Source organism: Pseudomonas sp. TWR2-1-1, from assembly GCF_049897045.1.
Classification (GTDB): domain Bacteria; phylum Pseudomonadota; class Gammaproteobacteria; order Pseudomonadales; family Pseudomonadaceae; genus Aquipseudomonas; species Aquipseudomonas versuta.
The window spans coordinates 421,712-433,902 of sequence record NZ_JAFCVM010000002.1; the positions used below are offsets into that span (position 1 = coordinate 421,712).

Annotated in this window: 10 protein-coding genes; 7 read left to right on the top strand and 3 right to left on the bottom strand. The window is 59.3% G+C overall.

All coding sequences use genetic code 11. From position 1 onward, the window contains the following. Window positions 1-28: 28 nt before the first annotated feature. Window positions 29-772 carry a 30S ribosomal protein S2 gene (gene rpsB / locus ACP7BO_RS06885; protein ID WP_003440422.1) on the bottom strand — a complete coding sequence of 248 codons (744 nt, stop codon included), beginning with the start codon at window positions 770-772 and terminating at the stop codon, window positions 29-31. Window positions 773-1,037: 265 nt separating this feature from the next. Between rpsB and map the strand changes: the two genes are divergently transcribed. From map to dapC, 3 genes are all read left to right on the top strand, one after another. Further along, window positions 1,038-1,928, top strand: a complete 891-nt coding sequence (gene map / locus ACP7BO_RS06890; protein ID WP_426209267.1) for a type I methionyl aminopeptidase — start codon at window positions 1,038-1,040, stop codon at window positions 1,926-1,928. Window positions 1,929-1,993: 65 nt separating this feature from the next. Beyond that, window positions 1,994-4,696 (top strand): [protein-PII] uridylyltransferase, encoded by a 2,703-nt coding sequence (locus ACP7BO_RS06895; protein ID WP_397454609.1) that lies wholly within the window; start codon window positions 1,994-1,996, stop codon window positions 4,694-4,696. Window positions 4,697-4,722: 26 nt separating this feature from the next. Next, on the top strand, window positions 4,723-5,922 hold the full coding sequence (gene dapC / locus ACP7BO_RS06900; protein ID WP_426209269.1) for a succinyldiaminopimelate transaminase: 1,200 nt from the start codon (window positions 4,723-4,725) through the stop codon (window positions 5,920-5,922). A gap of 85 nt (window positions 5,923-6,007) precedes the next feature. On the opposite strand, the gene ACP7BO_RS06905 is transcribed toward dapC, so the two are convergent. Next, complete coding sequence (locus ACP7BO_RS06905) at window positions 6,008-7,651, bottom strand: Na+/H+ antiporter (RefSeq protein ID WP_397454611.1); 1,644 nt, start codon at window positions 7,649-7,651, stop codon at window positions 6,008-6,010. Between the two features lie 229 nt (window positions 7,652-7,880). Here ACP7BO_RS06905 and ACP7BO_RS06910 point away from each other — a divergent pair, with 229 nt between their 5' ends. From ACP7BO_RS06910 to ACP7BO_RS06925, 4 genes are read left to right on the top strand one after another with little or no spacing between them, the layout of a single operon-like run. Next, window positions 7,881-8,243, top strand: a complete 363-nt coding sequence (locus ACP7BO_RS06910) for an ArsC family reductase (protein WP_060694754.1) — start codon at window positions 7,881-7,883, stop codon at window positions 8,241-8,243. A gap of 45 nt (window positions 8,244-8,288) precedes the next feature. Continuing rightward, window positions 8,289-9,323: a 2,3,4,5-tetrahydropyridine-2,6-dicarboxylate N-succinyltransferase gene (gene dapD, locus ACP7BO_RS06915; protein WP_397454612.1), complete on the top strand. Its 1,035-nt coding sequence runs from the start codon at window positions 8,289-8,291 to the stop codon at window positions 9,321-9,323. Window positions 9,324-9,382: 59 nt separating this feature from the next. Continuing rightward, window positions 9,383-10,588 carry an aminotransferase class V-fold PLP-dependent enzyme gene (locus ACP7BO_RS06920; protein WP_060694757.1) on the top strand — a complete coding sequence of 402 codons (1,206 nt, stop codon included), beginning with the start codon at window positions 9,383-9,385 and terminating at the stop codon, window positions 10,586-10,588. Further along, window positions 10,585-10,989 (top strand): SufE family protein, encoded by a 405-nt coding sequence (locus ACP7BO_RS06925; RefSeq protein WP_426209273.1) that lies wholly within the window; start codon window positions 10,585-10,587, stop codon window positions 10,987-10,989. The genes ACP7BO_RS06920 and ACP7BO_RS06925 overlap by 4 nt, the downstream gene beginning before the upstream one ends. Window positions 10,990-11,129: 140 nt before the next feature. On the opposite strand, the gene tcdA is transcribed toward ACP7BO_RS06925, so the two are convergent. Continuing rightward, window positions 11,130-11,951 (bottom strand): tRNA cyclic N6-threonylcarbamoyladenosine(37) synthase TcdA, encoded by an 822-nt coding sequence (tcdA, locus tag ACP7BO_RS06930; protein WP_426209275.1) that lies wholly within the window; start codon window positions 11,949-11,951, stop codon window positions 11,130-11,132. Window positions 11,952-12,191 lie beyond the last annotated feature (240 nt).

Below are 12,191 nucleotides of genomic sequence, written 5' to 3' on the forward strand. Positions count from 1 at the left end.
TACTGAGTAAACGCTAGGCGTTAATTACTCAGCCTTCAACTACCGCTGCAGCCGGAGCTTCTTCGACGAAAACGTCGGTGCCGCCAGCAACGTGGTTACGGCCTTTGATCACAGCATCAGCCATCGCACCCATGTACAGCTGGATAGCGCGGATTGCGTCATCGTTACCCGGGATGATGTAGTCAACACCTTCTGGGCTGCTGTTGGTATCGACAACGCCGATAACCGGGATACCCAACTTGTTAGCTTCGGTGATCGCGATACGCTCGTGGTCAACGTCGATAACGAACAGTGCGTCAGGCAGACCGCCCATGTCCTTGATACCACCCAGGCTACGATCCAGCTTTTCCAGATCGCGAGTGCGCATCAGCGCCTCTTTCTTGGTCAGCTTGGCGAAAGTACCGTCTTCTGCCTGGATTTCAAGGTCACGCAGACGCTTGATGGAAGCACGGATGGTTTTGAAGTTGGTGAGCATGCCGCCCAACCAGCGGTGATCGACGTACGGCGAACCGCAACGGGTTGCTTCTTCAGCAACGATCTTGCCAGCGGAACGCTTGGTGCCGACGAACAGAATCTTGTTTTTGCCCTGGGCCAGACGCTCTACGAAAGTCAGAGCTTCGTTGAACATTGGCAGGGTTTTTTCAAGGTTGATGATGTGGATCTTGTTACGCGCGCCAAAGATGTATTTACCCATCTTCGGGTTCCAGTAACGGGTTTGGTGACCGAAGTGCACACCGGCCTTCAGCATATCGCGCATGTTGACTTGGGACATGGTAGTTCCTTAATAAGTCGGGTTAGGCCTCCACGTATCCCAACGACCAACCAGCAGCTTCGAGCTGAAGGCACCCAGGTCATCGTGTCGATACGTGTGTGGGTTTGTGCTTAGCGGGCTATACCCGGAAAGCGGCGCATTTTATACCACAAGATGCGCAAAAAACGAAACACGGATTCAGACTTTCTTCCTCGCCCTTTTGCACAGGGTCCGCAATAGAGCCAGAATGCCCCATTCTATTAAGAGAAGCGATGGCGAGAGGCTCATGATTATCGCCGACCGTCTGTTAGAATCGCATTTTTATGGCGGTGTGCAGCACCACAGCACCCCCCGAAATCCTGATGATGAGCGCCAACGCGCGAAGAGAGCCCGAATGACCGTCACCCTCAAAACTCCCGAGGACATCGCAAAAATGCGTATCGCCGGCAAACTGGCCGCCGAAGTCCTGGAAATGATCGCCGAACACGTCAAGCCCGGCGTTACCACCGAAGAGCTGGACCGCATCTGCCATGACTACATCGTCAATGTGCAGCAGGCCATCCCCGCGCCGCTCAACTACAAAGGCTTCCCGAAGTCCATCTGCACCTCGATCAACCACGTGGTGTGCCATGGCATCCCGGGCGACAAAGTCCTAAAAGACGGCGATACCCTGAATATCGACGTCACTGTGATCAAGGACGGCTACCACGGCGACACCAGCCGCATGTTCCACGTCGGCAAAGTGCCGGTATGGGCCGAGCGCCTGTCGCAGGTGACCCAGGAATGCATGTACAAGGCCATCGAAATCGTCAAGCCGGGCTGCCGCCTGGGCGACATCGGCGAAGTCATCCAGAAGCACGCTGAAAAGAACGGCTTCTCGGTCGTACGCGAATTCTGCGGTCACGGTATTGGCAAGGTGTTCCACGAAGAGCCGCAAATCCTGCACTACGGTCGCGCTGGCACCGGCATGGAACTGAAAGCAGGCATGACCTTCACCATCGAGCCGATGATCAACCAGGGCAAAGCCGATACCAAAGTCCTGGGCGATGGCTGGACCGCCATCACCAAGGACCGCAAGCTGTCTGCACAGTGGGAACACACCCTGCTGGTGACCGAGACGGGCTACGAGATCTTCACCCTGCGCAGCGATGACACCATCCCTCGCGTCTCGGCCTGACACCTCAAGACATCTATATAGATTCTCCCTATATAAAAGCTATACAGCGATAGGAAAGCCAATCGATGCCGCAGGTGGATCCCGAACTTTTTGACCGCGGCCAGTTCCAGGCCGAACTGGCATTGAAGGCAAGCCCCATTGCCGCTTTCAAAAAGGCGATCCGCCAGGCACGAGAGGTCCTGGACGAGCGCTTTCGCAATGGCCGTGATATTCGACGCCTGATCGAAGATCGCGCCTGGTTCGTCGACAATATCCTGCAACAGGCGTGGGAACAGTTCAGCTGGAGCGACCAGGCCGATATCGCCCTGGTGGCCGTCGGCGGTTATGGCCGCGGCGAACTGCACCCCTACTCCGACATCGACCTGTTGATTCTGCTCGACAACGCCGATCACGAAATTTTCCGCGACTCCATCGAACGCTTTCTGACGCTGCTCTGGGACATCGGTCTCGAAGTAGGCCAGAGCGTGCGCTCGGTGGACGAGTGCGCCGAGCAGGCCCGCGCCGACCTGACCATCATCACCAACCTGATGGAAAGCCGCACAGTGGCCGGCCCCGAGCGCTTGCGCCAGCGCATGCTCGACGTCACCAGCACCGAACACATGTGGCCCAGCAAAGACTTCTTTCTGGCCAAGCGGGCCGAGCAAAAAGCCCGCCACCACAAATACAACGATACCGAATACAACCTGGAACCCAACGTCAAGGGTTCGCCCGGGGGCCTGCGCGACATCCAGACCATTCTGTGGGTGGCCCGCCGCCAGTACGGAACCCTCAACCTGCGCGCCCTGGCAGGCGAAGGCTTTCTGGTCGAAAGCGAGCACGCCCTGCTGGCCTCCTCGCAAGAGTTTCTGTGGAAAGTGCGCTATGCCCTGCACATGCTGGCCGGGCGCTCTGAAGATCGCCTGTTGTTTGATCACCAGCGCAGCATCGCCGAACTGCTCGGCTTTACTGGCGCGGACACCAAACAAATCATCGAAAACTTCATGCAGCAGTACTACCGGGTGGTCATGAGCATCGCCCAGCTCAGCGACCTGATCATCCAGCACTTCGAAGAAGTGATTCTGGCCCCCGAAGATGCTGCGCCGCCCACCCCGCTGAACTCGCGCTTCCAGCTGCATGACGGCTACATCGAGGCCACCAGCGACCATGTGTTCAAACGCACGCCGTTTGCCATGCTCGAAATCTTCCTGCTGATGGCCCAGCACCCCGAGATCAAAGGCGTGCGCGCCGACACCATTCGTCTGCTGCGCGAACACCGCTATCTGATCGACGACGACTTCCGCAAGGACATCCGTAACACCAGCCTGTTTATCGAGCTGTTCAAGTGCAAGATCGGCATTCATCGCAACCTGCGCCGAATGAACCGCTACGGCATTCTCGGACGCTACCTGCCCGAATTCGGCTTTATCGTCGGGCAAATGCAGCACGACCTGTTCCACATCTATACCGTCGATGCGCACACCCTGAACCTGATCAAACATCTGCGTAAATTGCAGTACACCCAGGTGTCAGAGAAATTTCCGCTGGCCAGCAAATTGATGGCCAAGCTGCCCAAGCCCGAGCTGATTTACCTGGCCGGGCTCTATCACGACATTGGCAAAGGCCGGCATGGCGACCACTCCGAGATTGGCGCGGTCGATGCCGAAGCGTTCTGCATCCGCCACCAGCTGCCGCAGTGGGATACACGCCTGATTGTGTGGCTGGTGCAAAACCACCTGGTGATGTCGACCACCGCCCAGCGCAAGGACCTGTCCGACCCGCAGGTCATCCATGACTTTGCCCAGATCGTGGTCGACGAGACCCATCTCGACTACCTGTATGTGCTGACCGTGGCGGATATCAACGCCACCAACCCGACACTCTGGAATTCATGGCGCGCCAGCCTTTTGCGCCAGCTCTACACCGAAACCAAGCGGGCCCTGCGTCGCGGCCTGGAAAATCCGGTGGATCGCGAAGAGCAGATCCGCCAGACCCAAAGCGCCGCACTGGACATACTGGTGCGCAACGGCAACGACCAGGATGACGTGGAACAACTCTGGTCACAGCTGGGCGACGACTACTTCCTGCGCCATACCTCGGCGGATGTGGCCCTGCACACTGAAGCCATCCTGCAACAACCGGCAGATGGTGGCCCGCTGGTACTGATCAAGGAAACCACCCAGCGCGAATTCGAAGGCGGCACCCAGATATTCATCTATGCGCCCGATCAGCATGACTTCTTCGCCGTAACCGTAGCGGCGATGGACCAGCTCAACCTGAACATTCATGACGCGCGCATCATCACGTCCAGCAGCCAGTTCACCCTCGATACCTACATCGTGCTCGACAATGATGGCGACACGATCGGCAACAACCCGGCGCGCATCGAAAAAATTCGCGCAGGGCTGACCGAAGCCCTGCGCAACCCCGACGACTACCCCAACATCATCCAGCGTCGGGTACCGCGCCAGCTCAAGCACTTTGCATTCGCGCCCCAGGTAACAATTCACAACGACGCGCAACGCCCGGTGACCGTACTGGAACTCAGCGCTCCCGACCGCCCGGGCCTGCTGGCCCGCATCGGGATGATCTTTCTGGAGTTCGACCTGTCGCTGCAGAACGCCAAGATTGCCACCCTGGGCGAGCGCGTCGAAGACGTATTTTTCATCACTGACGAAAACAATCAGCCACTGTCCGACCCGCAGCTGTGTATGCGCTTGCAGGAAGCCATCGTTGAACAGCTGACCGTCGACAAAGACTCAACCCCTGAACCGTGGCGCCTGAGCATTTAAGCGCCGCCGAGCGAGACCCGCATCCAATGAACAACGCTCTAAACCAGCTGCAGCCTTATCCGTTCGAAAAACTGCGCGCCCTGCTTGGCAGCGTGCAGCCCAACGCCGACAAACGCCCGATTGCGTTGTCGATTGGCGAACCCAAACACCGCTCGCCGGACTTTGTGGCCAAGGCGCTGGCCGACAATCTGGACCAGATGGCTGTCTACCCCACTACCCTGGGCATCCCTGCCCTGCGCGAAGCCATTGCCAGCTGGGCCGAGCGACGTTTCAACGTGCCAGCAGGCTGGCTCGACCCGGCGCGCAACATCCTGCCGGTCAACGGTACCCGTGAAGCGCTGTTTGCCTTCACCCAGACCGTGGTCAACCGTGGCGACGACGCGCTGGTGATCAGCCCGAACCCGTTCTACCAGATCTACGAAGGTGCAGCGTTCCTTGCCGGTGCCAAGCCGCACTACCTGCCGTGCCTGGCAGAGCATGGCTTCAACCCGGACTTCGACGCTGTATCGGCCCAAACCTGGGACAACTGCCAGATCCTGTTCCTGTGCTCACCGGGCAACCCGACAGGCGCACTGATCCCGCTCGACACCCTGAAAAAGCTGATCGCCCTGGCCGACAAACATGACTTCGTGATCGCCGCGGACGAGTGCTACAGCGAGCTGTACTTCGACGAGCAAACGCCGCCTGTGGGCCTGCTCAGTGCCTGCGTGGATCTGGGTCGCGAAGACTTCAAGCGCTGCGTGGTCTTCCACAGCCTGTCCAAACGCTCCAACCTGCCGGGCCTGCGTTCGGGTTTCGTGGCCGGGGATGCCGAGATTCTCAAGGCGTTTTTGCTATACCGCACCTACCACGGCTGCGCGATGCCGGTGCAAACCCAGCTGGCCAGCATTGCGGCCTGGAATGACGAAGCCCACGTGCGCACCAACCGCGACCTGTATCGCGAAAAATTCGGTGCCGTGCTGGAAATCCTGAGCCCGGTACTCGACGTACAGCGCCCGGATGGCGGCTTCTACCTGTGGCCCAGGGTTGAAGGCGATGATGCAACGTTCTGCCGCGACCTGTTCGCCGAGGAACACGTCACGGTGGTACCGGGCTCGTACCTGTCCCGCGAAGTCGACGGCTTCAACCCCGGTGCCGGCCGTGTGCGTATGGCGCTGGTGGCCCCACTGGCTGAGTGCGTAGAAGCCGCAGAGCGGATTCGCGAATTCATCCTGCGCCGCAAATAACCCCTGAGCCTGCAGGAGCGAGCTTGCCTCGTGATCTTTCAAGATCAAAAGATCGCGAGACAAGCTCGCTCCTACATATGCCGGGCTACTTCACAGTTCCCAGGTTCGCCTCGCTCAAGTCAAGATCGCGCAAGACTTCACTGAGCACGTCATCGCCGATTTCGTGGTGGCGACGCAAGCTGTACAACTCCAGACGCTGCGCCCTGAGTGCCTTGAGCCGCAATCGGCTTTCCAGCTGGTCCATCTGCGACGCCAGCGCCTGGGCTTCCGCCGAGTCATTGAATGCTTCGAGCTGATGCCGGTATTCAGACATGATCCGCGCCTTCAACTCTGCAGCCAAAGCCGCCTGAGCCGCATCCTGCTTCTGGGGGTCGACCACCTCTTCAACCTCCAGCGCATGAATCGCCGCTTCCGCCGTACGCCGCCACGCCTCTCGTACTTCAGCCCGCATGGCATCGTCCGGACTCTTGGGGATACCGCGCAACAACAGGGGCAAGGAAATGCAGGCCACGATCAATGACAGCAAAATCACCCCGGCGGCAATGAAGATCAACAATTCGCGCTCCGGGAAATCCAGGCCTTCGCTGATCAGCAGTGGCACCGACATCACGCCCGCCAGTGTCACCGCCCCACGCACCCCGCCCACGGTCAGCAACCAGCAGGAGCGCGCGGTCGGCACCATGGTCAGCTCCTCCTTGCCCCGCAAGCGGCGCAAGAGGACAGACAGGCGCCAGATGCTCTGCACCCAGATAAAGCGCAGCGCCACCAGGACCATAAAGATCACCACCACATCCAGGCAGCGATACATCAAGGTTGGCCAAAGTGTGGGCTCCAGCCGCACGACGGCCTTGATGATGTCCGGCAACTGCAGGCCCAACAGCAAGAAGATCAGGCCATTGAAGGCAAATTCCAGCAGCGACCACACACTGCGGTTCAGTAACCGGGTACTGGTTTGACGCGGCAACAAATCCAGCCAGCTCTGCATCATCCCCGCCGCTACCGCCGACAAAATACCCGAAGCCCCCAGGCGCTCGGCCAATACATAAGCGGCAAACGGCAGCAGCAGCATGAACACCACATGCGTGGCCGGATCATCCCAGCCGCGTGTAATCATCCACGAGCGCATACGCCCTACAACCCAGCTCAACGCCACACCGATCGCCAGGCCGCCGCAGGCCACCAGCAAAAAAGTCACGCTGGCATTGGCCAGCGAAAACACCCCGGTGATGGCTGCCGCCAGGGCGAACTTGAAGGTCACCAGGCCGGTCGCGTCATTCATCAACGCCTCACCTTGCAACATATGCATCAAGGGTGCCGGCAGCCTGTTTTGAGCAATCGCCGATACGGCCACCGCATCCGTCGGCGACAGTACCGCAGCCAGCGCAAAGGCGACCGGCAAAGGAATGGCCGGCAATAGCCAGTGAATGAAGTAGCCGGCACCGACCACAGTGAACAGCACCAAACCGACGGCCAGCGTCAAAATGGGCCCCCGCAGGCGCCAGAACTCACGCTTGGGCATGCGCCAGCCGTCCGAGAACAACAGCGGCGGCAAAAACAGAAACAGAAATAACTCCGGGTTCAGCGCCACGTGCAACCCCAGGGTTGGCCACGCCAGCACCGCACCGGCAGCAATCTGCACCAGAGGTAAAGGCAGTGGAATCACACGCCCCAATAAACGCGAGACACCCACCAGCATCAGCAAGATGAGGACGGTATAGGCAGTTTGCATATCAGCAGGATTCCCGAACAATAAGCCTTGAAACATATCAGGCAACAATATTTGCATTGCGTACCATAGTAGCCTTTAAGGGCAAACTCTGACCGCTGAACAAAAGTCGCAATGCGACGACATGTCACACAGACATGCCAAGCTTGCACCCGGCCGCGCCCAAGCGCGCTGCACATGGCATAATCTGCGACCGCTCATTTCCAGGCATCTCCACAGGAGGGGCAATTCAGTGACCGATTCGAACAAGACGTTGCACCTTTTCGGCATCAAAGCCTGCGACACCATGAAAAAGGCTCGCACCTGGCTGGATGAACATGCAGTGCGCTACGACTTCCATGATTACAAAGCCGCCGGTATTGACCGCGAGCACCTGACCCAATGGTGCAACGAACACGGCTGGCAAGTAGTACTCAATCGCGCCGGTACAACCTTTCGCAAGCTCGACGACGAACGCAAAGCCGATCTCGACCAGGCCAAAGCCATTGAACTGATGCTCGCCCAACCCTCGATGATCAAGCGCCCGGTGCTTGATCTCGGTGACAAAACCCTGATTGGCTTCAAGCCAGATCTTTATGCGGCGGCCCTTCTTTAAAACAGAGCTAAAGCCCGCCCATTTATTTTTGTAAGAGGTATTTGCATGTCTACTACCCTGTTCAGCGCGGCCTTCGGCGTCGGCACCCAAAACCGTCAAGGCGCATGGCTGGAAGTGTTTTACGCCCAACCGTTGATCAACCCTTCGGCCGAACTGATCGCTGCCATCGCCCCGATCCTGGGCTACACCGGCGGCAACCAGGCGATCACCTTCACCACCGCGCAAGCGGCACAAATGGCAGAAATCGCCAAGCCTATCGACGCTGCCCAAGCGGCACTGCTGACCCGCCTGGCAGAAAGCCACAAGCCGCTGGTCGCCACTCTGCTGGCCGAAGATGCTGCACTGACGTCCACCCCCGAGGCCTACCTCAAGCTGCACCTGCTGTCCCATCGCCTGGTCAAGCCCCACGGCCTGAGCCTGGCTGGCGTGTTCCCGCTGCTGCCGAACGTAGCATGGACCAGCCAGGGCGCCATCGACCTGGGCGAGCTGGCCGAGCGTCAACTCGAAGCCCGCCTGCGCGGCGATTTGCTGGAAGTGTTCTCGGTCGACAAGTTCCCGAAAATGACCGACTACGTGGTCCCGGCCGGCGTGCGTATCGCTGACAGCGCGCGTATCCGTCTGGGTGCTTACATTGGTGAAGGCACCACCGTGATGCACGAAGGTTTCGTCAACTTCAACGCTGGCACCGAAGGCCCTGGCATGATCGAAGGCCGTGTCTCGGCCGGTGTATTCGTCGGCAAGGGCTCGGACCTGGGCGGCGGCTGCTCCACCATGGGCACCCTGTCGGGTGGCGGCAACATCGTGATCAAGGTCGGCGAAGGCTGCCTGATCGGCGCCAACGCCGGTATCGGTATCCCGTTGGGCGACCGCAACACTGTTGAGTCCGGGCTGTACGTCACCGCCGGCACCAAAGTTGCGCTGCTGGACGAAAACAACCAGCTGGTCAAAGTGGTCAAGGCCCGTGACCTGGCCGGCCAGCCAGACCTGCTGTTCCGCCGCAACTCGGAAACCGGCGCGGTGGAATGCAAAACCCACAAGTCGGCCATCGAGTTGAACGAAGCACTGCACGCTCACAACTAAGCGTCTGTCTGCCACTGACGGGGCCAGCCTCTGGCCTCGTCAACAGAGCCTTGAACACCATGCTTTTGCCTTCTCCCTGGCGCGCTGACTTCCCTGCCATCGCCGCCATGCAACGTCAGGACCAGACCTATCTGGACAACGCTGCAACCACGCAAAAACCCCAGGCCCTGCTCGACGCACTGCAGCATTACTACGCCAATGGCGCAGCCAATGTGCACCGGGCCCAACATCTGCCGGGCGCCCATGCGACCCAGGCGTTTGAAAACACCCGCCAGAAAGTGACGCAATGGCTCAACGCCAGCGACTGCGGGCAAATTGTTTTCACCCACGGCGCCACCTCGGCGCTGAACCTTCTGGCCTATGGGCTGGAACACCAATTCAGCCAGGGCGATGAGATCGTTATCAGTGCCCTGGAACACCACGCCAACTTGCTGCCGTGGCAACAACTGGCACAGCGCAAAGGCCTGAGTCTGGTGGTACTGCCACTGGATACCGACGGCGTGATCGACCTCGAAGCCGCCGCCCGCCTGATCACCCCGCGCACCCGCCTGCTGGCCGTCAGCCAGTTATCCAATGTGCTCGGCGTGTGGCAGCCGCTGCCTGCGCTGCTGGCCCTGGCCAAAGCGCAAAATGCACTGACCGTGGTTGACGGCGCCCAGGGCATCGTCCACGGCCGGCATGACGTAAATGCGCTGGGTTGCGACTTTTATGTGTTTTCCAGCCACAAACTCTATGGCCCGGACGGTGTGGGCGTGCTGTTTGGCCGCCATGGCGCGCTGGCCCGCTTGCAGCACTGGCAGTTCGGCGGCGAGATGGTGCAGGAAGCTGACTACCAGAGCGCGACCTTTCGCCCCGCCCCGCTGGGCTTTGAAGCCGGAACCCCGCCCATTGCCGGCGTGATCGGTCTGGGCGCGACCCTCAGCTATTTGTCCACCCTGGATCAAGCAGCCGTTGCAGCCCACGAAGGCGCATTGCACACCCTGCTGATCGACGGATTGAAACAACGCCAAGGGCTTCGCCTGCTGGGTTCGCCACAACTGGCGCTGGTGAGTTTTGTGGTTGAGGGCGTGCACAATGCCGACCTTGCACACCTGCTGACCGAGCAAGGGATCGCTGTACGGGCCGGTCATCACTGCGCCATGCCATTGCTTAAAAGCTTCGGGCTGGCCGGTGCCATCCGCGTGTCGCTGGCGCTGTACAACGATTCGCAAGATATCGAGCGCTTCTTCGATGCCCTCGATCAGGCGCTGGAGTTGCTGCGATGACCTTGCCCGCTGACGCACAGGCCGCCCTCGACAGCTTTGAACACTGCAATAGCTGGGAACAACGCGCGCGCCTGCTGATGCAATGGGGCCAACACCTGCCAGAGCTGAACGAAGCGGACAAAAACGAGACCAGCCGCGTGCATGGCTGCGAAAGCCAGGTGTGGCTGGTCGGTACGCTTCAAGACGGCCGCTGGCAATTTGCTGCCAGCAGCGATGCGCGATTGATCCGGGGTCTGGTGGCACTGTTGCTGGCACGGGTCAATGGCTTGTCCACTGAGCAACTGCAAGAGGTGGATTTGCCCGCCTGGTTCAATCAGTTGGGCCTGAGCCGCCAGCTGTCACCGTCACGCAGCAATGGCCTGAATGCGGTGCTGCAGCGGATGCGGGAACTGGCAAGCTGAACGCATTGCCAGGGTTTGCCCGATCCGATGCTGCAGGTGCGAGCTTGCTCGCGAGCTATTTATCGAGCCAGATTGAATGGCGAGTAAACGCGGCAATCTTGAGAAGCTCGCGAGCAAGCTCGCTCCTACAGAGTTATGCGTTAAGAGCCTGTGGGAGCTGGTTTGACCCGCTCCGAAGGCCGCCGCACACCCGCCACTATCTTGTCCACGGCCTTAGTGGCTGCAACCATGCCAAAAGTGGCCGTCACCATCATCACCGCGCCGAATCCCCCGGCACAATCAAGCTTGACCCCATCCCCGACAAAACTTTTCTGCAGGCAAATGCTGCCGTCAGGTTTTGGATAACGCAGTTGCTCGGTCGAAAACACGCACGGCACGCTGTAATGACGGGTCATGGTGCGCGAGAAGCCATAATCGCGGCGCAAGGTCGATCGCACTTTTGAAGCCAGAGGATCATTAAAGGTACGGTTTAAATCGCACACCTGAATCAGCGTCGGGTCAATCTGCCCGCCCGCACCACCGGTGGTGATGATCTGGATCTTGCGCCGCTTGCACCAGGCAATCAGTGCCGCCTTGGCATTCACGCTGTCGATACAGTCGATCACGCAATCAATATTAGGGGTGATGTACTCGGCCATGGTTTCGCGGGTCACGAAGTCCGCGACCTCATGCACCGTGCAGTCAGGATTGATCTGGCGCAGACGCTCGGCCATCACTTCGACCTTGTCCCGACCAATGGTTGAGCTCAAGGCATGTAACTGGCGATTGCTGTTACTGACGCAAACGTCATCCAGGTCAAACAGCGAAATCTCGCCCACACCGCAGCGGGCAATGGCTTCTGCCGCCCACGACCCGACGCCGCCCACACCGACGATTGCCACATGCGCTGCACGCAGCCGCTCCAGGCCTTCTATGCCATATAACCGGGCAACGCCGGCAAACCGCGGATCTTCTGTACTCATGACCATCACCCTAAAACCGGCGCGCATTATAGGGGGATGACCTGTGGTTTTGTATCTTTCCTAGAGGCGATGCGACCAAGCCTGCTTTAATAACCTTTGGAGCAACTAGATAAGAGCTACAAGTAATAAAGAAAGAACTTAAACAGGCAGTCGCTGCCAAACGCCGGACCTGATTCCGTGCGCTATACGGTAGGTCAGAGCGCAGTGTAGGATGCGCGCCGCTTGGTCTCTGCCGAACGA

What these genes read in the sequence shown, in the direction of transcription:
- tcdA (WP_426209275.1), bottom strand. Translation starts at nt 11,951, where the DNA reads ATGAGTACAGAAGATCCGCGGTTTGCCGGCGTTGCCCGGTTATATGGC.
- ACP7BO_RS06925 (WP_426209273.1), top strand. Translation starts at nt 10,585, where the DNA reads ATGACCTTGCCCGCTGACGCACAGGCCGCCCTCGACAGCTTTGAACAC.
- rpsB (WP_003440422.1), bottom strand. Translation starts at nt 772, where the DNA reads ATGTCCCAAGTCAACATGCGCGATATGCTGAAGGCCGGTGTGCACTTC.
- dapC (WP_426209269.1), top strand. Translation starts at nt 4,723, where the DNA reads ATGAACAACGCTCTAAACCAGCTGCAGCCTTATCCGTTCGAAAAACTG.
- ACP7BO_RS06905 (WP_397454611.1), bottom strand. Translation starts at nt 7,651, where the DNA reads ATGCAAACTGCCTATACCGTCCTCATCTTGCTGATGCTGGTGGGTGTC.
- ACP7BO_RS06920 (WP_060694757.1), top strand. Translation starts at nt 9,383, where the DNA reads ATGCTTTTGCCTTCTCCCTGGCGCGCTGACTTCCCTGCCATCGCCGCC.
- ACP7BO_RS06895 (WP_397454609.1), top strand. Translation starts at nt 1,994, where the DNA reads ATGCCGCAGGTGGATCCCGAACTTTTTGACCGCGGCCAGTTCCAGGCC.
- dapD (WP_397454612.1), top strand. Translation starts at nt 8,289, where the DNA reads ATGTCTACTACCCTGTTCAGCGCGGCCTTCGGCGTCGGCACCCAAAAC.
- map (WP_426209267.1), top strand. Translation starts at nt 1,038, where the DNA reads ATGATTATCGCCGACCGTCTGTTAGAATCGCATTTTTATGGCGGTGTG.